This window comes from Actinoplanes subtropicus (assembly GCF_000721705.1).
GTDB lineage: Bacteria > Actinomycetota > Actinomycetes > Mycobacteriales > Micromonosporaceae > Actinoplanes > Actinoplanes subtropicus.
Genome location: NZ_JOJL01000042.1, coordinates 189,123 through 205,757 on the forward strand (window position 1 = coordinate 189,123; position 16,635 = coordinate 205,757).

Below are 16,635 nucleotides of genomic sequence, written 5' to 3' on the forward strand. Positions count from 1 at the left end.
TCCTCAATCTTTCACGGCGCCGGCGGTGACGCCGGCGGCCACGTAGCGCTGCGCCAGGATGAGCAGCAGCGTTGCGGGGATGGAGGCGATCACGGCGGTGGCCATGATGGCGTTCCATTGCTGGTTGTTGTTGCCGATGTAGTGGTAGATGCCGAGGGTGATGGGCTGCTGGGTGCCGCCGCCGTCGAGCGTGGTGGCGAAGACGAAGTCGGACCACGCCCACAGGAACGCGAACAGCGAGACGGTGACGACGGCGTTGCGGCTGACCGGCAGAACGACCGACCAGAAGGTGCGGAACCGCCCGGCGCCGTCGATCTCCGCGGCGTTGAGCAGCTCGCCGGGCAGCCCGGACATGAAGGCCGTGAAGATCAGCACGCCGAACGGCACGGCGATGGTCGAGTCGGCCAGCACCAGGCCGGCGGCGCTGTTGAGGACGCCGAGCTTCAGGTAGATGGCGTAGAAGCCCATCGCCATGATGATCCCGGGAATCATCTGCGCCATCAGGAGGACGAAGCTCAGCACGCCGCCGCCGCGGGGCCGCAGTTTGGCGAGGGAGTAGCCGGCCGGCGCCGAGATGATCAGCGTCAGCGCGACCGTGCCGAGGCCGACGAGGAAGCTCGTACCCAGATAGGGGATTTGCTGGTGCAGAACGGCGGAGTAACCCTCCAGCGTGCCGTGCACCGGGAACAGATACGGCGGATCGTGCCGCATGTCCGTGTCCCTGGTGAAGGACACGTTGATCATCCAGTAGACCGGGAAGAGCATGATCGCCGTCAGCACCAGGGCGACGCCGGTTTTGACGCGACTTTTCATGAGATGGCCTTCCGCTGCGTCCGGATGTAGAGCAGCCCGAAGATCAACGCCATGACGATCAGCAGGTTCCCGACCGCCGCGCCCGGCCCGAACTGGGGCAGCAGATTCCCGAAGCTCAGCCGGTACGACCAGGTGGCGAAGGTGGTCGACGAGTCGGTCGGGCCGCCCTTCGTCATGATCCAGATCAGATCGAAGACCTTGAGGGTGTAGACCAGCCCGAGCAGCAGGGTGATGGCGGAGACCGGCCGTAGGAGCGGGAAGGTGACCCGCCAGAAGCGTTGCCATCCGCCCGGAGTCGCTGTTCATCATCCAGGACCAGGTCGAGGCCGAGACGATCAACGGCAGCAGCCACGGTACGAGGAACAACGCCCGCAGGACCGCCGAGAGCCGGAAGTTCTGGGCGAAGAACACCGCCAGCGCCATCCCGATGCTGAACTGGAAGAGCAGCGAGACCCCGGTGAACACGACCGTATGGGTGAGTGCCGGCCAGAACGTCGGGTTGTCGACCACGGCCTGGTAGTTGTCCAGCCCGCTGAACGGCGCCCCGCCCTGGACGAACGACCGCACCGTGTACTTGTGCAGACTGAGGTCGAGGTTGCGGTAGAGCGGCCAGGCGTAGAAGGCGACCAGGTAGACCACGACCGGAAACAGGAACCCCCAGGCTGCCCACTGGCCACTCCGTCGGCGGGGTGCCCGCGCCGGGGCGGCGTTCGCCACCTCGGCGCGGGCCAGCACGTCGGTCACTTGGTCGCCGCGGCGGCGGCGGTCTGGGCGGCCTTGAGCGCGTCCTGCGGGGACTTGGATCCGGAGAGCGCGGCCTGGAAGGCGGTCCACATCTGCTCGGAGATCTTCGGGTACTTGGTGCCCAGGTTGTCGCTGGTGCGGCCCTTCGCGGCGCCGACCGCCTCGACCCACACCTTCAGCTCCGGGTTGGCGGCGACCTGCTTCTCCTGGACCGCCTTGGTGGCGGCCACATAGGACAGCGTGGTGTCGGTGGTCAGCGCGTTGTCCGCGCTGCTCAGGCAGCCCATGATCTTCTCGGTGGTGGCGTACCGGGCCTTGTCGTTCTGCACCGGGGCGGTCACGAACTCGCCGCCGGTGGGAGCCGGTGCGGTGCCGCCGGCCTGCGACGGGATCGGGATGATCCCGTACTCGAAACCGGTCTTCTTCGCATTGGCCAGCTGCCAGGTGCCGTTCTCGCTGAACGCGAAGTCGCCGGTCGCGAACTCCTGCCAGCTGGTGGTCTGCGTGTTGTTGAGCACCGAGTTGGGCGCGTAGCCCTTCTTCAGCCAGTCGGTCCACAGCTGCAGCGAGGCGACGCCCTGCGCCGAGTCGAGCTGGGTCAGGTTCGCGCCCGAGCCCCAGAACCAAGGCAGGAACTGGAACGAGCCCTCCTCGGTGCCGATCGCCGAGAACGTGATGCCCTTCTTGCCGGCCGCCTTCACCTTCTGCAGCGCGGCGGTCAGTGACGCCCAGTCCTTGACCGTGGCCGGATCGACCTTCGCGCCGTCGAGCACCTTCTTGTTGTAGTACAGCGCGAGCGTGTTGGCGCCGATCGGAATGCCGTACGTCTTACCGTCGAGCTGCCCGGCTGCGAGCAGGTTGGGCTCGACCGCCGAGGTGTCGATCTTGGTGTCGTCGGTGGTGGTGAGCACGCCGGCCTCGGCGAGCGTGGAGACGACCGGGTTGTCGACGATCAGCACGTCAGGGGAGTTGCCCTGCTGCGCGGCGAGCAGCGCCTTGTTGGTCAGGTCGGTGGTGTCGAAGCCGGTGCGCTTGACCGTGACCCCGGCGTCGGTGCCGCACTTCTGCAGCAGCTTCACCCAGTCCGAGCTGTCGTCGAACTGCGGGTACGGGTCCCAGATGGTGTAGGTGCCTTGACTGGAACCGCCGGCCTTCGACGACGAGGAGGAGTCGTTGTTCGAACAGGCGGTCACGCCGACGGCGAGCGAGAGGGCGGCGACGGCGCCCAGGCCGCGCCACATCCGGCCGGAGAGGGTCATATTCGGTACCCCTTGGTTTCCGAGGACGAAGAAACGGAAGGAAAACGATTGCCTAGACGCTAGGGAGACGCTTGCGCCCATGTCAAGGGGGGAGTTACGGTCTGATGGCCAAGTTTGGGAAACGGGGAGGAAACGCTGGGAACCATCGACCGCGCCGCGACCATCAGTGAGGTGGCGGCCCTTGCCGGAGTTTCCCCGGGGACGGCCTCGAAGGCTCTGAACGGGCGGGGAGCGCTGCGCCCGGAGACCCGGCAGCGCGTGCAGGAGGCGGCCGAGCAGCTGGGTTTCGTGGCCAACGCGGCCGCGCGCAGCCTGCAGGCCGGCCGCACGTACACGGTAGGCATGATCACTACCGACAGTATCGGCCGGTTCAGCATCCCGCTGCTGATCGGCGCGGAGGACGCCCTCGGCGCCGGCCAGGTCTCGGTGTTCCTCTGCGACGCCCGCGACGACCCGATCCGCGAGCAGTACTACCTGCGTACGCTGCTGGGCCGCCAGGTCGACGGCATCATCGTGACCGGCCGCCGCACCCAGGCGCGCCATCCGATCGGGCCGTCGCTGCCCGTCCCGGTCGTCTACGCGTTCATCAGCTCGACCGATCCGGCGGACTGCTCGGTGGTGCCGGACGAGGCCGACGGCGCCCGCCGGGCGATCGACCACCTGCTCGCGATCGGCCGCCGCCGGATAGCCCACGTGACCGGTCCCGAGCACCACCACTCGGCCACGGTCCGGGCCTCGGCCACCATGCAAACGCTTGCTTCGGCAGGCCTGGAGCCGGTCGCCCCGATCCTGTTCGGCGAGTGGAGCGAGGCGTGGGGCCGCCAGGCCGCCGGCATCCTGCTCTCCACCGAGGCACCGGTCGACGCCGTCTTCTGCGGCAGCGACCAGATCGCCCGCGGCCTGGCCGAGGCGCTGCAGGAGGCCGGCCGCCGCGTCCCGGCCGACATCGCCCTGATCGGTTTCGACAACTGGGACGTCATGGTCGACGGCTGCCGCCCCGCCCTGACCAGCATCGACATGGACCTCGAGGGCATCGGCCGAACCGCCGCCGAGTTGCTGCTCGCCGCCATCAACGGGGAACCGGCCCACGGACGCCACGCGCTACCGGGTCGCCTGGTGCCGAGGGCGTCGACCGCGGTGTATCCGGTCCTTTAGGAGGTCTTGGGCCGGGCCCGCCCGGGGGCCGGGGTCGGGGCTGTCGCATGCAGCCGGCGGCCCCGGCACGCCGGGGGCTCATCCGGAGCTCGTACGGTAAAGGCGCGGAACGGAAACGCTCAGGTCTTGGACCGGAATCCGCTAGAACACCCGGATGGCGACCTCGTGCGGGTCACGTCGTTCACCTTGCGACCGATTCTGAGCAGTTCGTCGAGCTCGGCGCCGCGTTCCGCGGCCGCGCCGACCGCCTTGATGATGAAGAAGTTGCCGGCCACGCCCCGGCGGCCGACCGTGTAGAGCGAGTCCTGCACCGCGACGTCGTCGTTGACGGTCGCTTCCGTGCTCACTGTGATCGTCGCGGCGGCGCTGGCCCGGCAGATCGGGGAGCGGGCGAACGCGTTCACCGTCGTGGTCGACGGGGTGGATCAGGCGGCGCGGCCCGATCGGCTGATCGCCGAGGTGCTGCTGCCGATGATCCGGGAGAACGTCGGCCGGAACTGGCGCTTCTGATCGGCCTGAACCATCCGCAGGCGGTCGCCGGCGGTACCGAGCTGGCCCGCCAGGCCCGGATCGTGCGGCTGGTCGACGCCCCGGACGACGCGCGGGGGCTGCTCGACGACCTGCTCACGGAGGATCCGCGGTTCGCCGACGCGGACACTTTCGCGCTGCGGTGGGACTTGGTGACCGCCTTCGACCCCGGATCGTTCCTGCACGCGACGCTGTTCGCGGCGCAGATCCTGAACCGCTGGGCGCCGGCCGAGGCGACCGCGGCGTCGCTCCACGCGCGGTGGCAACGGAAACCGCCGATCGTCCCGAGCGACCTCGACACGGCGATCGAGTTGGCGGTGCCGCGCGGCGTGGCGCGGCGGGTGCTGGTGGCGCTGGCCCACACCGGCGGCGACGGGGCGCCGATCGAGGTGATCGCGGCGCTCGATCCCGTTGCGACGCACGAGGCGTTGCGCGGTTGCCGCCTGCTGGTCTGGCGCGATCACTCGGCGGACGGAGTAGTGGTCTTCCGGCTGCGGCACGCGGTGATGGCGTCGGCGCTGGCGGGGGAGGCGCTGTCCCTGGTCTACGCGCGGCTGCACGAGCTGGTGCCGAGTTGGCACTCCGTCCACACCCCGATCAGACGATCAGGATCTTCGACCTGCGTACGACGCGTGTCCTGGACGTGATCGAGCTCGGTGTCGAGCCGCGCGCCCTCAGCGGTGCCGGCGCCGTCCTGCTGGCGATCGCCGGCGATCGCGTCCACCGCATCGACATCTCCGCCCTGGCCGCCCCGGCCGATCGACAATGACCGGCCGGGGCCGCCGGGGTCAGACGCGGAAACCGCGGTGCCGACGCACCAGCTTGCGCAGCATGAAGACGGTCTGCGCGATGGTGGCCAGGTACAGCACCGGCCAGCCGAGCGACAGGATCGCCGACTGCACGCCGACGCTCTGCTGGCTCCACGCGTAGATCGCCCCGCCCATCACGGCGACCAGTACCACCAGCGGCATCACGTACGCGGAGCCCTTGCCCTTCTCGGCGTTCGCCTGGGCGGCCCAGTTGTCCTTGTCCGACTGGGCCAGGAACTGGGTCCACGCCGATACGAAGTGGCCCATCCGGATGAACATGTACAGCTCGGCGGGGACGGCCAGGGCCGCGTACAGGATGTCCGAGGCGCTGGTGTCCTTCATCGCGAGCGCGAGGCGCAGGTTGAGCAGCATCGCCACGGCCGGCGGGATCAGCCAGATCGGGTTGAACACGAAGGCGTGGATGGACAGCGCCGCGATCAGCAGCAGCATGAAGCCGAGCCGGGACGCGATGTTGAACGCCATCGAGATGTTCTCGTACCAGCGCAGCCGCAGGTTCGGGTGCAGCGGCTGGCCCTTGTTGTCGCCGCGCTGGCCGGGCCAGAACAGGTCGATCGCGCCGAAGTTCCACTTGACCTGCTGGCCGTGCAGGGCGCGAAGGTTGGTCATCGGGCCCACGTACGCCCGAGCGGTGGCGCTGATCTTCGTGCTGAATCCGGCGTCCTTGATCTGCAGGGACAGCTTGCTGTCCTCGACCTCGCTGTCGCGGACCCACGGCGCCTGCTGGTGGTGACGGATCATGACGGTTTCGAGGGCGCGCATGTTGAACAGGCTGCACTGGCCGCCGAGCACCGCCATGTTGCGGCCGCGCAGCAGGTTGTCCATGTTGAAGGCGGCGAACTGGGCCCGCTGGCCGGCGATCAGGAACCGGGCCATCAAACCTTTGAACCGGCTCTTGTCGATGCTGTAGATGGCGCTGAGCCCGCCGATCCGCGGGTCGTCGGTCATCTCCAGCTCGAGCCGTTCGACGGTGTCCCGGGCGAGCGTGGTGTCGCCGTCGACGCCGAGGATGTAGTCGAAGCCGCGGGACAGGAAGTAGCCGTAGTTGAGCGCGCCGACTTTCTTGTCGGGGTTCACGCCCATGTCGTGGACGTGGACGGTGGTGACGAACTCCTCGCCCTTCACGACCCGCCGGTGCGGGCCCGCGAACGTACGGGCGATCTCGGGGGTGTCGTCGTCGGTGTTGTTGATGATGACGTGGATGACGTCCGGCAGCCGGGTCTGCGCGAGGATGCTTTTGAGCACCTCGGCGATCGTGTCCTGCTCGTTGTAGCAGGGGATGATGCAACTGATCGTGGCGTGCCGGGGCGCGGCGGCCGTGCTCGCGGCCAGGGCGAGCTGGCCGGAGATGGTCTCGACGGCGTCCAGGTCGGCGAATTGCGGCAGTGCCAGCGGTCCGGCTTTGGTGCTGCGCGGCAGCAGGATCTGGCGGTCGGTCGCCCGGCGCAGGCCGGGGCTCGTCTCGGTCACGGAGTGGCACCATTCGTCAGCAGCGGCAGGGTCAGGGTGTCCAGAGCGGTCGAGCGGTAGTAGCTGTTCGACTTCGGGGCGGTCTCCACGAGGAGATCGAGCCGGATCGTCAGCGTGAGCTTCGTCGCTCCGGTCGTCGCTGCCGGCAGCGTCACCACGGTGTTGTACGGATACGGCGGGGTGACGTCGAACTTGCCGGTGTCGGTGCTCACGATCACCCGCTTGGTGCCGTCGTCCTGGGTCACCTGGAAGGTGCTGACGGCCACCCGGTGGGTGCTGTCGGCGTCCTCGACATGGGCGGCGACATTGATCGTCTTGAGCGATCCGGCGGTGTAGAGCTTGGCGTTGTCGGCCGTCCAATAGGTCAGCCGGACCGAGAAGTTGCCTTGGGTGAGGCGGTGAGTGACCGTTCCGGTGTCCAAGGGACCGCTGGCCCGGGTGGGCAGCACGGCCGGCTGGACGATCGCCGTCGCGGCCGGCGAAGGCGAGGCGCTCGGCGTGCTGGTGGATCCGCCGTCGAGCAGCGGCTTGCTACTGCTGGTTATCTCCTTCAGGCTGCCGCAACCGGTCAGGCCGGCGCAGAGGACTGCGGCGGCGAGACCGGCGGCGATACTCCGGTGGACGATTCTTGCGCGAGTTGGGGCTGACGTACGAGTCAACGGCGTGTCCTGCGGTTCGGTTCGGCCAGGGGTAAGCGTCAAGGTCGGACGATCGTGCCGCGACCTGAGCGATTCCCCGGGTGACCGCCGCCACGGTCAGACCGATCCGAGCGCCGCCAGCAGGCAGTCGATGTCGGCCGCCGTGGTGCCCAGGCCGAAGCTGACCCGCAGCAGGCCGCCCGCGCAACCCGCGTCGCCGGCCTCGGCGGTGAGCCGCCGCACGAGCGGATGGGCGCAGAACTTGCCCGCCCGCACCCCGATGCCGTGGTCGTCGGCCAGCCGGGTGGCCACCTCCGACGGGTCGCGACCGGTCAGGGTCACCGAGACGATGCCCACCCGCTCGCTGTGCGCGCCGAAGAGCGACACCTCGGTCACGCCCGGCACCCGCCGCAAGCCCGCCCGGAGTTGCGCGAGCAGTTCCTGTTCGTGCGCGCGCAGGGCGGAACGGTCGGCTTCGGCCAACGCCGAGCACACCGCGGCGAGCGACACCGCGCCGAGCAGGTTGGGCGTGCCACCCTCGTGCCGCGCCGGGCCGGTCGCCCAGCGCACGTCGCCGATCCGATCGCCGACCGCCGCGCTCGCGCCGCCGCCGGCCAGGTAGGGCTCGGCCGCGTCGAGCCAGTCGGCGCGCCCGGCGAGCACACCCGAGCCGAACGGCGCATAGAGCTTGTGCCCGGAGAGCGCCACGTAGTCGGCGCCGATCTCGGCCACGGAGATCGGCACGTGCGGGGCGAGTTGAGCGGCGTCGACCGCGATCCGGGCGCCGTGCCGATGGGCGACCTCGGCCAGCCGGGCGATCGGCCACACCTCGCCGGTCACGTTGCTCGCGCCGGTGACCGTCAGCAACACCGGGCCGCGCAGGTTACGCAGCGCACGGTCGGCCGCCGTCACCGCCTCGTCCGGGGAGGACGGCGCGGGCAGGCGCAGAGCGTTCGGCCAGGGCAGCAGGTTCGCGTGGTGCTCGCCGTCGAAGACGACCGTGGTGGTGCCCGGCGGCAGCGCCCGGGCCAGCAGGTTCAGCGCGTCGGTGGTGTTGCGGGTGAAGACGACCTGGTCGCCGGGATGGCAGCCGAGGAAGTCGGCGAGCACGTCGCGGGCCCGCTCGTACTCGAGGGTGGAGGTCTGCGACCGCGGGCCGGTGCCCCGGTGGACGCTGCCGTAGCTGGGCAGCAGCGCATTGACCGCGTCGGCGGCGGCGCGTACGCACGGCGCGGTCGCCGCGTAGTCGAGGTGGACGAACCCGGCGCCGATCACGGCCAGGTCATCATCGGTGTGCACGGCAACGGACATGATTGAGCCTCCGCGTGGGTCGAGGACCCGGCCGGGTCCGCGCTTGCCCGCGTCGATCGACGCCGGCCCGGTCCTCACCCGGGGCACCCCATCGCGAACGCAAGGGTTGCCGGTCAGCAAGCCGGGGCTGTGCGCTGACACTCATGACCTGCCCGACACGGTAGCAAATATCGCGTGCGCATGTACTCCGATCTCTGGCGCGATCACCGCCGGCGAGCGAAAGCCTCGCCGGCGGTGATCGCGACCGATCAGATGCGCTCGCCGGTGATGTAGCCCTCGAGGCTGCTGCGCTCGTGCTCCAGCTCGTCGATCCGGTGCTTGACCACGTCGCCGATGCTGACCAGGCCGCGCAGCGCCCCGTCCTCGATCACCGGGACGTGCCGGAACCGATGTTCGGTCATCAGCCGCTCGACGTCGTCGACGGCGGCGTCCGGCGAGACCGATCGGACCTGAGCGGTGTAGATCGCGGTGACCGGCTCGCTCAGCACGACCGCGCCGCGTGCGGCGAGCGCCCGCACCACGTCGCGCTCACTGACGATCCCGTCCACCCGCGATCCGTCCGCCGACACGACCACCGCACCGATCCGGTGCTCGGCCAGGAGCGCCAGGAGCCGGGTCACGTCGGACCCGGGTGTCACGGTAACGACCTTGTTGCCCTTGACGCGGAGTATGTCGCTGATACGCATCGTTGCTCCCCATCTCGTGCCGATCCCCGGAAGCCGCCGGGCGGGCCGTCCGATGACGGGGTGGCCACGCCGCGTTGCGTGCATATGCCTTAGATGCAGTCAATCACGTCTTGTTGTCAAGAGCATCGAGATGTCAAGTCCACCCAGGTAGCGGACCCGCTAAGGTGCATCGATGAACAGGACGGCGTTGGTCACCGGAGCTTCCTCGGGCATCGGGCGGTCCACCGCCGCCGCGCTCGCCGCCCGCGGGTATCGGGTGCTGGGCACCTGCCGCGCCCCGGCGAAGCTGACCGACCCGTTGGACGACGTCGAATACCTGGCGCTCGACCTCGCCGACGAGCGATCGATCGAGGCGCTCGCCGATCGCCTGGCCGCCGTGGACGTGCTGGTCAACAACGCCGGCGAGAGCCATTCCGGACCGTTCGAGGAGCTGCCGCCGGACGACCTGCGCCGGCTGTTCCAGGTGAACGTCTTCGGCCCGGTGCGGCTGGCCCAGCTGGCGATCCCCGGGATGCGCGAGCGCGGCTACGGCCGGATCGTCATGGTCGGATCGATGCTCGCCTCGTTCCCGCTGTCGTACCGGTCGTCCTACGTCGCCGCGAAGGCCGCGCTCAAGGGCTTCAGCAACGCCGCCCGCCACGAGTTGTCGCCGTTCGGCGTCTGGCTGACCACGGTCGAACCCGGTTCCATCAACACCGGGATCAGCCAGCGCCGCACCAAACACATCGCGGCCGACTCGCCCCATCGCCGGGACTTCGAGACGATGCTGAGCGCTCTCGATCGCAACGAGCGCTCCGGCGTCTCCGCCGATCGCGTGGCCGCCACCATCGTCCGAGCGATCGAGACCGGCAAACCCAGGCAGCTGTACGCCGTGGGCAGCAACGCGCCGATCGTGTTCGCTCTCCGGCGAGCCCTGCCCGCCGCCCTGGTCGAGAAGGCCACCCACCGCCGCCACGACCTCCGCCGCTGAGCCCGAGGGCCTGTCCTGCCGGTCACGCGGGGCTGCGGCGTGGCCCAGGCGGCGCCTGACGGCGTCCGCGAAACGGCCACATCCAACACCGGGATGCGACCGCTTCGCGGCCGACGCCAGCCACCACCTGGTCCTCGACTCGCTCCCCCGTGACCAGCAGGACAGGCCCTAGACCGGCGGATGGCGGCGGAGTCGCCGCAGGGCCAGCGCCAGCTGCAGCCGCAGCCGGCCGTGCGGGTCGCGGATCGGCCAGCCCAGCAGATGCTCGGCCTGGGTGATCCGGTCCTGAAAGCTCGAGTGGTGCAGGCGCAGCGCGGTCGCCGCCGCGCGCAGGCTGCTCGCCTCCGCGAAGGCGTGCAGCGTGGACAGCACCCAGGGCCCGGCCGCCGCGGCGTGCTCGAGCGCGCGCAGGTCGGGCATCTCCGCCGACTCGGGCAGGTCGGCGAGCAGCGCCAGCCCGCCCAGATCCTCGTGGCGCACGACCTGCGGCCCCGGGTCCTCGGCCGTGCCGTCCGCGGCGAACCGCAGCGCCACCCGCGCGGCGGCATAGGAGGCCGGCAGGTCGAGCGGCCCGACCGCGGGACCGACCCCGGCGCGGCCGGCGGTCTCGGGGGTGGTCTCGGCCGGGAGCACCCGCGGGCCGGACGGCAGGGCGACGGCGCGGAAACGATCGGATTCGCTCAGCCGCATCGACGTGGCCGCCTGGCGACGTACCTCCGCGGGAGCCGACGCGTCGACGATCAGCTCGGCCAGCGCCGGGTCCGCGGCGGGCGCACGGCCGCGCGTGCGGTCGAGGACCGCGCGGGCCGCGCCCGCGGCGCGCTCCAGAATCATCGCCTCGACCGGGCCGGGCTCGCCGATCCGCTCCAGCCAGAGGGTGGCCGAGGCGTCCGGGACCACCGGGGTGCGCATCCAGCGCTCGTCCGCGGCCGACGGGTCGGGCGCCGCGTGACCGGCCGGGTCGACGCGGACGTGGACGCGGCGCGATCGGTCGTCGAGGCGCGCGGGGCAACCGGCGAGCACGGCCGCCCCGCGTACGATCGCTTGCAGTCCGGCCTTGTTCTCCACGAGGCCGTCGAAGTAGGCGATCACCCGCAGCGCGGCCCCGGCGTCCGCGTCGAGCGCCGCCAGCCGCACCGCGAGATCTTTCACGTCGCCCCCGGGAATCAGCCGTTGAACAGGCGGTTGAGCCAGCGTACCCGGGCCTCGCGGGCGTCGTGGCTCAGCTGCGCGGTCGGCGCCAGGCCGTCGAACCCGTGGAATCCGCCCGGCCAGACGTGCAGTTCCGCGCGGCCGCCGGCCTGCCAGATGCGGCTCGCGTAGGCCACGTCCTCGTCGCGGAACGTCTCGGCCGAGCCGACGTCGATGAAGGCCGGCGGCAGGCCACCGAGGTCGGTCGCGCGGGCCGGTGCGGCGTAGGGCGAGACGTCCGGGCCGCCGCGGGCGTCGCCGAGCAGCGCGGTCCAGCCGAACTCGTTCGCGTTGCGGTCCCAGACGCCCAGTCCGGCCATCTGCCGGGCGGACGGGGTGTCGTTGCGATCGTCCAGCATCGGGTAGATCAGCATCTGCCCGAGCAGCTCCGGTCCGTTCTGATCGCGAGCGCGCAGGGCGAGCGCGGCCGTCAGCCCGCCACCCGCGCTGCCCCCGGCCACGATCATCCGTGATCGATCGAACCCGAGCTCGTCGGCGTGCTCGGCGGTCCAGAGCAGCCCGGCGTAGCAGTCGTCGATCGGTCCCGGATGCGGCGTCTCCGGCGCGAGGCGGTATTCGACCGAGACGACGACCAGATCGAACTGTTCCGCCCAGTCGAGCATCTCGACCACCCCGAGCCGGCGGTCGCCGAGCACCATGCCGCCGCCGTGCGTGTGGTAGACACAGCCGAGCGTGCCGGTCGGCGCCGCCGGCGTGCAGATGAGCAGGGTGATGTCGGGGTCGTCGCCGAGGCCCGGCACGGTCCGCTCCTCGACCCGGAAGGTTCCGCCCCGGCTCAGCTCCTCCTCGGTCGGCACGGCCAGCGCCGAGCCGGACCGCATGGCGGTCAGCAGGTCGCCGTCGAGCGAGGGCGGGATCAGATCGGCGAGGGCGGTGAGCGCCGCCCCGAGCTCGGGGTCGAACGGCGGCGGGGGCAGGGTGGTCGTCACGGGGGCCTCCAGGTGATCGCGATGTGACCGCTGTCACCAGCATGTAACCGGCCGTTGACCGCGGCCGAGCGCCATCCGGCGGAATCTCCCCGCCAGATGGCGGGCGGATCAGCCGACGCCCGCGAAGAGCACCGCCGCGGACGCCTCCCACTGCGCGATCAGATCGATCTCGCCCGGGTTGCGCAGCCACTGGATCTGCAGACCGTCCATCACCGCGACGATCCGCACGGCGAGGGCCTCCGGCTCGGGGGTGCGCTCCTTGAGCACCGCCGTGAGCGCTTCGAGCGTGCGCCGCTGCCGCGCCTCGAAGTAGTCGTGCGCGGGGTGATCGGGGGTGAGCGATTCCGCCTCGAGTACGGCGAACAGCCGTACGATCTCGGGTTGTCCGGCATTGCGCCGGACCAGTGCCGAGCAGATCTCGCGGGGCGACACCGTCGCCGCGCCGGCGATCTCGGCGAGCAGCGCGCGGGTGTCCTGTTCGTCGCGGTGGTCGAGCACGGCGAGCAGCAGCCCGTCCTTCGACCCGACGTGGTGCAGCAGGCCGGGCACGGTCAGCCCGCAGCCGTCCGCGACGTCCTGCATCGACAGGCCCCAGAACCCGCGCTCGGCGATCAGCCGGGTGGTCACGTCGACGATCTGCCGGCGTCGCTCGGCGGCGGGCAGGCGTGGACGCGACCGGCGGTAGGGCTGGATCACGGTCGATGCTCCTTCCCGGCGGATCGCGTCTTGCCCGGGGACCCGGGCCAGCCTATGTTGCAGAAGCTAGCACCTACTAGGTACTCAGTAAGGCGCCGGGGCGAGCGCCGGTCCGTCCGCTGAAAGGGAAGCCGGACATGGAACTGAACGATCAGGCCGCCATCACGAGCGGCAGCGACTTCTGGGCGAGCACGGCCGCCGGCGACGTCCCGGCGATCACGCTGACCGATGGGCCGCACGGCGTACGCCTGCGGGTGCCGGACTCCGAGGACCTGCTCGCCGGTCAGCCGGCGACGTGCTTCCCGCCGGCCGTGGCGTCCGGCTCGACCTGGGACCCCGACCTGCTGCGCCGGATGGGCGAGGCGCTCGCCGAGGAGTGCCGGGCGATGGGCGTCCAGGTGTTGCTCGGCCCCGGCATCAACCTCAAGCGGACACCGCTGGGCGGGCGGAATTTCGAGTACTTCAGCGAGGACCCGCTGGTCGCCGGGGTGCTCGGGGCCGCCTGGGTGCGGGGGCTGCAGAGCGGCGGGGTCGGCGCGTCGCTCAAGCACTTCGCGGTCAACTCGCAGGAGACCGATCGCATGCGGGTCAGCGCCGACGTCGACGAGCGGTCGCTGCGCGAGCTGTATCTGCGTGCCTTCCAGCGGGTGGTCACGACCGCTCAGCCGTGGACGGTGATGTGCTCCTACAACCGGGTCAACGGGGTGTACGCCAGCCAGAACCGGTGGCTGCTGACCGAGGTGCTGCGCGACGAGTGGGGCTTCGAGGGCCTGGTCGTCTCCGACTGGGGCGCCGTCGTCGATCGGGTCGAGGCGGTCCGGGCCGGTCTCGACCTGACCATGCCGGGGCCGGACCCGACCGGCGACCGGGCCCTGGTCGAGGCGGTCGGCGACGGGCGCCTCCCGGCCGATGCGCTCGCGCGGTCCGCCGATCGGGTTCGCTCGCTCGTGGCGAAGACGACCGCGGTGGGCCGGACCGACGGCTACGACGCCGATCGGCACCACGCCCTGGCCCGGGAGATCGCGGCGCGTGGCATCGTCCTGCTCAAGAACGAGGGTGATCTGCTGCCGCTCGACCCCGGCGGGACGATCGCGGTCGTCGGCGAGCTCGCCCGGACCCCGCGCTACCAGGGCGGCGGCAGCTCGCAGATGACCCCGACCCGCCTCGACGACGCGCTGACCGCGATCGCGGAGTCGGCCCCCGGCCGGGTCCGGTTCACCGCCGACCCGGCCGAGGCGGTGGAACTGGCCCAGGGCAGCGATGCGGCGGTCGTCTTCGCCGGCACCGAGCAGGAGACCGAGGGATCCGACCGGGAGAGCCTCGACCTCCCCGCCGACCAGCGGAAACTGATCGCGGCCGTCGCGGCGGCCAACCCGCGCACGGTCGTGGTCCTGGCCAACGGCGGGGTCGTGCTCACCACGCCGTGGGACCGCGACGTGGGCGCCCTCCTGGAGGGCTGGCTGCTCGGCCAGGCCGGCGGCAGCGCCGTCGCCGACGTCCTCTTCGGCCGGGTCAACCCCTCCGGCCGGCTGACCGAGACGATCCCGCTGCGGCTCGAGGACCACCCGTCCTATCTGGACTTCCCGGGCGAGGCCGGGCACGTCCGCTACGGCGAGGGCATCCACGTCGGCTATCGCGGCTTCGATGCGCGCCGGCAGGAGGTCGCGTACCCGTTCGGCTTCGGCCTTTCCTACACCACGTTCTCGTACGGGGAGGCGACCGCCACCGCGACCGAGACGGGCGTCGACATCCGCCTCCGGGTGACCAACACCGGCCCGCGGGACGGCCGCGAGGTGGTCCAGGCGTACGTGAGCCTGCCGTCCTCCCGGGTCCGGCGGGCCCCGCGCGAGCTGAAGGCCTTCGCCGGCGTCGAGATCCGCGCGGGCGAGACCGCCGAGGTCGTGCTGCACGCCGACCGATCGGATCTGGCCTACTGGGACGTCGTGCTCCAGCGCTGGGTGGTCGAGGACGGCACGTACACGATCGAGGTCGGCGCCTCGTCGCGCGACATCCGCGCCACGACGGCTGTCGAGGTCGCCGGCGACGAGGCCCGCCACCCGCTGAGCGCCGACTCCACGCTCGCCGAGTGGCTGGCCGACCCGCGCGGCGCCGAGCTGCTCATGGAGGTGTTCACCAGGATGCCCACCGAGGGCGGCGGCATGGCGGCCGGGATGACCCTGGACCCGGCGACGCTCCAGATGGCAATGGGCTTCCCGCTCTCCCGGATGGCCATGTTCCCGGGCAGCCCGTTCACCGCGGACGCACTGGCCGGGCTGGTGGTCGCCGCGAACAAATAACGCACCGACTGCCATCCGCCCCAACGGTGCGCACCGGCGCCGGCGAGCGTCAGGGGCGCGCGGTCAAGCGGTCGAGGATGTCGTCGGCCGGGGTGCGGGCGCGCAGCACGTAGCGCTCGGTGTAGTCGGCCAGCGCGTCCCGCAGCGACCGGCTCGCGCCCTGGCGAGCGAGCGCGGCGTAGGCGGACAGGAAGCAGTCGCGGGCGACGGCGGCCAGCACCGGGTCGGTGAGGGCGTCCCGGGCGGCCCGCTCCCACAGGCCGGGCTCGGCGGACAGGTGGGCGGTGGCGGTCTCGGCCTCCTCGGCGGCCTGCGGGTCGTCCAGCAGGGTGGCGGCCAGAGCGATCGGCAGACGCCACCCGTCGCCCGGCTGGGCGTCGGCCACGTCGAGCTCCAGGTGACCGCGGGCGGCCACCGGTGGGCGCAGGGCGTCCAGGTGGGCGGCCAGCTGCGCGGCCGTGGGGGCGTCGCCGGCGCGGAAGCGGTCGCGAAGGGACAGGCCGGCCGGCGCCGGGGTGCTCATCGCGTACCCGAGCCAGGCCGAACGCGGATCGCCGGGCGGAACCACCGGCAGGTTTCGCCGGCTCGCCTGGCGGGTGCTGCGCCAGCCCGGCGCCGGAGCGTTCGCGAAGGCGGCGGCCAGGACCGGGGCCAGGCGGTGCGCCAGCCGCCACCGGCGGCGGAGCCCGAGCACGCCGCCGCCCGGCAGGCCCGCCTCGAGCCCGACCCGGATGCCCGCCTCGGGAGAGAACCGGTCGCCGGGCGGGGCGATCAGCGGGCGGGCGGCGCGCAGGTCGTCGGTCATCCGGTCGAGGCAGACCGCGAGGCCGGGGGAGGGCGGACCGCTCACGATCGCCGGCCCGGCCGAGCCGGCCTTCAGGAAGCCGTGCCGGAGCGGGTGGCGGGTGAGCGGTCGCGGCGCGGGCACGTCGACCGCGGCGCCGACGAAGCCGGGCGGGGCGGGGGCGAAGGCACCGGCGGCGATCAGCTGCTCGGCGGCCTGTTCGGTCAGGGTGGTCACGGGGCGCCTCGCGGTGGTCCGGTACGGGCCGCGAGCATATCATTCCTAGCGGCGTGATAGGAATATCGGATCTGCGGGA

The 16,635-nt window shown here is 71.5% G+C and carries 17 protein-coding genes and 1 riboswitch; of the genes, 6 read left to right on the forward strand and 11 right to left on the reverse strand.

Annotated elements, in window-relative coordinates:
* Window positions 1–3: 3 nt before the first annotated feature.
* Both IH26_RS64800 and IH26_RS0144145 read right to left on the reverse strand, forming a co-directional pair.
* The gene (locus IH26_RS64800) at window positions 4–1,557 is read right to left on the reverse strand and encodes an ABC transporter permease (RefSeq protein ID WP_425394458.1); all 1,554 of its coding nucleotides are present in this window, start codon (window positions 1,555–1,557) and stop codon (window positions 4–6) included.
* Window positions 1,554–2,816 carry a sugar ABC transporter substrate-binding protein gene (locus IH26_RS0144145; protein ID WP_030442285.1) on the reverse strand — a complete coding sequence of 421 codons (1,263 nt, stop codon included), beginning with the start codon at window positions 2,814–2,816 and terminating at the stop codon, window positions 1,554–1,556. Before IH26_RS0144145 ends, IH26_RS64800 begins: the two co-directional genes overlap by 4 nt.
* 171 nt (window positions 2,817–2,987) lie before the next feature.
* On the opposite strand from IH26_RS0144145, the gene IH26_RS0144150 reads away from it, so the two are divergent.
* On the forward strand, window positions 2,988–3,971 hold the full coding sequence (locus IH26_RS0144150) for a LacI family DNA-binding transcriptional regulator (protein WP_245665958.1): 984 nt from the start codon (window positions 2,988–2,990) through the stop codon (window positions 3,969–3,971).
* 119 nt (window positions 3,972–4,090) lie between these two features.
* Here IH26_RS0144150 and IH26_RS62410 read toward each other — a convergent pair whose 3' ends face one another.
* Window positions 4,091–4,318: a dihydroxyacetone kinase subunit DhaK gene (locus IH26_RS62410; RefSeq protein WP_030442287.1), complete on the reverse strand. Its 228-nt coding sequence runs from the start codon at window positions 4,316–4,318 to the stop codon at window positions 4,091–4,093.
* Between IH26_RS62410 and IH26_RS60545 the strand changes: the two genes are divergently transcribed.
* The 3 genes from IH26_RS60545 (at window position 4,311) to IH26_RS64115 (ending at window position 5,268) form a co-directional block, all read left to right on the forward strand.
* Complete coding sequence (locus IH26_RS60545) at window positions 4,311–4,481, forward strand: hypothetical protein (RefSeq protein WP_157437670.1); 171 nt, start codon at window positions 4,311–4,313, stop codon at window positions 4,479–4,481. The two genes, IH26_RS62410 and IH26_RS60545, sit on opposite strands and share 8 nt — an antisense overlap.
* Window positions 4,482–4,543: 62 nt before the next feature.
* Complete coding sequence (locus IH26_RS0144165) at window positions 4,544–5,146, forward strand: hypothetical protein (protein ID WP_030442288.1); 603 nt, start codon at window positions 4,544–4,546, stop codon at window positions 5,144–5,146.
* On the forward strand, window positions 5,143–5,268 hold the full coding sequence (locus tag IH26_RS64115) for a hypothetical protein (RefSeq protein WP_281179839.1): 126 nt from the start codon (window positions 5,143–5,145) through the stop codon (window positions 5,266–5,268). Before IH26_RS0144165 ends, IH26_RS64115 begins: the two co-directional genes overlap by 4 nt.
* A 19-nt stretch (window positions 5,269–5,287) precedes the next feature.
* Here IH26_RS64115 and IH26_RS0144175 read toward each other — a convergent pair whose 3' ends face one another.
* From IH26_RS0144175 to IH26_RS0144190, 4 genes are all read right to left on the reverse strand, one after another.
* Window positions 5,288–6,796: a glycosyltransferase family 2 protein gene (locus tag IH26_RS0144175; protein ID WP_030442289.1), complete on the reverse strand. Its 1,509-nt coding sequence runs from the start codon at window positions 6,794–6,796 to the stop codon at window positions 5,288–5,290.
* A complete protein-coding gene (locus tag IH26_RS0144180) occupies window positions 6,793–7,455 on the reverse strand; it encodes a hypothetical protein (protein ID WP_245665959.1) in 663 nt (220 codons plus the stop codon). The genes IH26_RS0144175 and IH26_RS0144180 overlap by 4 nt, the downstream gene beginning before the upstream one ends.
* A 96-nt stretch (window positions 7,456–7,551) precedes the next feature.
* Window positions 7,552–8,745, reverse strand: coding sequence for an aminotransferase class V-fold PLP-dependent enzyme (locus tag IH26_RS0144185; protein ID WP_030442291.1), 1,194 nt, complete (start codon window positions 8,743–8,745; stop codon window positions 7,552–7,554).
* A gap of 34 nt (window positions 8,746–8,779) precedes the next feature.
* Window positions 8,780–8,894, reverse strand: a riboswitch (SAM riboswitch).
* A gap of 99 nt (window positions 8,895–8,993) precedes the next feature.
* Window positions 8,994–9,431 (reverse strand): CBS domain-containing protein, encoded by a 438-nt coding sequence (locus IH26_RS0144190; protein ID WP_030442292.1) that lies wholly within the window; start codon window positions 9,429–9,431, stop codon window positions 8,994–8,996.
* Between the two features lie 172 nt (window positions 9,432–9,603).
* Here IH26_RS0144190 and IH26_RS0144195 point away from each other — a divergent pair, with 172 nt between their 5' ends.
* The gene (locus IH26_RS0144195; RefSeq protein ID WP_030442293.1) at window positions 9,604–10,401 is read left to right on the forward strand and encodes an SDR family oxidoreductase; all 798 of its coding nucleotides are present in this window, start codon (window positions 9,604–9,606) and stop codon (window positions 10,399–10,401) included.
* 168 nt (window positions 10,402–10,569) lie between these two features.
* Here the strand turns inward: IH26_RS0144195 and IH26_RS0144200 are convergent, their stop codons facing one another.
* The 3 genes from IH26_RS0144200 to IH26_RS0144210 form a co-directional block, all read right to left on the reverse strand.
* A complete protein-coding gene (locus IH26_RS0144200) occupies window positions 10,570–11,553 on the reverse strand; it encodes a helix-turn-helix domain-containing protein (RefSeq protein WP_030442294.1) in 984 nt (327 codons plus the stop codon).
* Window positions 11,554–11,567: 14 nt separating this feature from the next.
* On the reverse strand, window positions 11,568–12,542 hold the full coding sequence (locus IH26_RS0144205) for an alpha/beta hydrolase (RefSeq protein WP_030442295.1): 975 nt from the start codon (window positions 12,540–12,542) through the stop codon (window positions 11,568–11,570).
* A 108-nt stretch (window positions 12,543–12,650) separates the two neighbouring features.
* Window positions 12,651–13,238, reverse strand: a complete 588-nt coding sequence (locus IH26_RS0144210) for a TetR/AcrR family transcriptional regulator (protein WP_030442296.1) — start codon at window positions 13,236–13,238, stop codon at window positions 12,651–12,653.
* Window positions 13,239–13,375: 137 nt separating this feature from the next.
* Between IH26_RS0144210 and IH26_RS0144215 the strand changes: the two genes are divergently transcribed.
* Complete coding sequence (locus IH26_RS0144215) at window positions 13,376–15,535, forward strand: glycoside hydrolase family 3 C-terminal domain-containing protein (RefSeq protein ID WP_051809636.1); 2,160 nt, start codon at window positions 13,376–13,378, stop codon at window positions 15,533–15,535.
* A 49-nt stretch (window positions 15,536–15,584) separates the two neighbouring features.
* Here IH26_RS0144215 and IH26_RS0144220 read toward each other — a convergent pair whose 3' ends face one another.
* Complete coding sequence (locus IH26_RS0144220; RefSeq protein WP_051809637.1) at window positions 15,585–16,556, reverse strand: glutamate-cysteine ligase family protein; 972 nt, start codon at window positions 16,554–16,556, stop codon at window positions 15,585–15,587.
* Between the last annotated feature and the right edge of the window lie 79 nt (window positions 16,557–16,635).

Excerpts from the sequence above, each read along its gene's own strand:
- IH26_RS0144145 (WP_030442285.1), bottom strand. The coding sequence starts at position 2,816 with ATGACCCTCTCCGGCCGGATGTGGCGCGGCCTGGGCGCCGTCGCCGCC.
- IH26_RS0144190 (WP_030442292.1), bottom strand. The coding sequence starts at position 9,431 with ATGCGTATCAGCGACATACTCCGCGTCAAGGGCAACAAGGTCGTTACC.
- IH26_RS0144185 (WP_030442291.1), bottom strand. The coding sequence starts at position 8,745 with ATGTCCGTTGCCGTGCACACCGATGATGACCTGGCCGTGATCGGCGCC.
- IH26_RS0144215 (WP_051809636.1), top strand. The coding sequence starts at position 13,376 with ATGGAACTGAACGATCAGGCCGCCATCACGAGCGGCAGCGACTTCTGG.
- IH26_RS0144195 (WP_030442293.1), top strand. The coding sequence starts at position 9,604 with ATGAACAGGACGGCGTTGGTCACCGGAGCTTCCTCGGGCATCGGGCGG.